The organism is Halomonas sp., from assembly GCF_041689495.1.
Classification (GTDB): Bacteria; Pseudomonadota; Gammaproteobacteria; order Pseudomonadales; family Halomonadaceae; genus Halomonas.
This window is the reverse complement of record NZ_JBDNGD010000265.1, coordinates 1-1,853: the sequence shown is the minus strand read 5'-3', so window position 1 is coordinate 1,853 and position 1,853 is coordinate 1. Positions and strand designations below refer to the sequence as shown.

Annotated in this window: 3 protein-coding genes; all 3 read right to left on the bottom strand. The window is 63.5% G+C overall.

Translation table 11 applies throughout. The annotated features are described in order from the left end of the window. Positions 1–784: isocitrate lyase (locus tag ACESMD_RS09220; RefSeq protein WP_372612470.1), on the bottom strand; the 784-nt coding region annotated here is incomplete at its 3' end. Positions 785–1,015: 231 nt separating this feature from the next. Continuing rightward, the gene (locus tag ACESMD_RS09215; protein ID WP_372612468.1) at positions 1,016–1,486 is read right to left on the bottom strand and encodes a GNAT family N-acetyltransferase; all 471 of its coding nucleotides are present in this window, start codon (positions 1,484–1,486) and stop codon (positions 1,016–1,018) included. 94 nt (positions 1,487–1,580) lie between these two features. Next, a partial coding sequence (locus tag ACESMD_RS09210; RefSeq protein WP_372612466.1) for a winged helix domain-containing protein occupies positions 1,581–1,853 on the bottom strand: 273 nt, incomplete at its 5' end.

Sequence of the window (1,853 nt, the reverse complement as noted above, 5' to 3'; positions counted from 1 at the left end):
AGTCGGTGCGGGCGACGATGATGCCGTCTTCCACGCCGAGCTCCAGGAAGGCATAGCGCACGGCGTTGATCTTGGCGATGAAGTCCTCGTGGGGCACCGTAACCTTGCCATCCTGGCGGCCGCATTGCTTCTCGTCGGACACCTGGTTTTCCAGCTGGATGCAGCAGGCGCCCGCCTCGATCATCTTCCGGGCCAGCAGGTAGGTCGCCTCGGCGTTGCCGAAGCCGGCATCGATATCGGCGATGATCGGCACCACATGGGTCTCGTGATGATCGATCCTGGCGATCAGTTCCTCGGCGCGGCTGACGTCATCGGCCCCCTGGGCGGCTTCGAGGTCCCGGAACAGGTGGTTGAGTTCCCAGGCATCGGCCTGACGCAGGAAGGTGTAGAGCTCCTCGATCAGGCTCGACACCGTGGTCTTCTCGTGCATGGACTGGTCGGGCAGGGGGCCGAACTCCGAACGCAGGGCGGCGACCATCCAGCCGGAGAGGTAGAGATAGCGCCCCCGGGTGCTACCGAAATGCTTCTTGATGGAAAGCATCTTCTGCTGGCCGATGAAGCCGTGCCAGCAGCCCAGCGACTGGGTGTACCGGGAGGTATCGGCGTCATAGGCTGTCATGTCCTCGCGCATGAGCTTCGCGGTGTAGCGGGCGATGTTCAGGCCGGTCTGGAAACGGTTCTGGGCACGCATGCGGGCAACGTTCTCGGGGCTGATATGCGCCCACTTGCCTTGCTGGGCGTCGCGCAGTTGGGTCAGTGCCTTGATATCGTCTTGGTATGACATGGAGCCATCCTCGGGGTCGGGCTTGGGATCTTGTTGTCGCAAGGTCGACAGTGTCGGGCGACCTCGCCGTCGCGGGTATCGCTGGGGCCTCGCAGGTATCCTGGCGATGCTGCATCAGCGAAGTCCTGTCCTACTATGGGCGCAGAACCGGGGCATGAACAATTGATACTTGGGGGGAGGAGGTGTTGTAACTCGACTACAGAACGGCGCTCTTCGCCGCCTTTCGTGTAGTCAGTTTTCCTTCTGGCCAGGCGTCGCCTCGAGGTCATCCACCAGGGAGAGACGCATATGGCGATGCAATATCCCGGCATCGAAAAACTCGCCACAGAAGGCCATGAAGCCGAGTCGTTCGTAGAAGGCGAGAGCCTGTGTCTGGGCGGCGAGTTCCACGGCAGGCTGGCCGTCACGGCGTGCCGCTTCGATGGTGGCAAGCATCAACGCCTCTCCGATGCCCAGGCCACGCGCCTCTTTCAGCACCGCCACCCGGCCGATATGGGCATCGGGCAGCAGCCGAGCGGTACCCACCGGGTCACCGTCCAGCAGGGCCAGGAAATGGCGGCATTCGTCGCCATCGCGTCCATCCCACTCTTCCTGCTGAGGTACGCCTTGCTCCTCGATGAAGACGATCCGGCGGATCTCGCTGGCGGCCTCGCCGATTTCGTTCCAGTTGCCCTCAAGTAACTCCAGCGCTACCGTTTTCATCCTTGACCTCCTGTCTGGACCTTGATGACCATGGCTATCGGCAGTGCTTGGGGCTGCTCCGTCGACAGCCCTGCCTTGATGATCCTGCGTCTTGTCACTCCGCGAACTCGTCTGCCCAGCCGAGGCTGCCGGCATCGATCAGGGCGGCCAGCAGTTCGGGGGCGCCATCGAGCTCGAGAATGCCGACATCCAGGGCGTTACGGGAAGCCAGGGCCCTGGCCAAGGGCAGGGGACATTCCGCCCCATCGCCATCGGCGAAGAGGGTGGCTCGATCATCGCCCAGGGCGCGCCAGGCGAAGCGGGATCCTGGCGGACGCACCAGCTCGGCGCCGTCGTGTAGCGCGGCAACAAGCTCGGCGGGAATCGT

What these genes read in the sequence shown, in the direction of transcription:
- ACESMD_RS09215 (WP_372612468.1), bottom strand. Translation starts at nt 1,486, where the DNA reads ATGAAAACGGTAGCGCTGGAGTTACTTGAGGGCAACTGGAACGAAATC.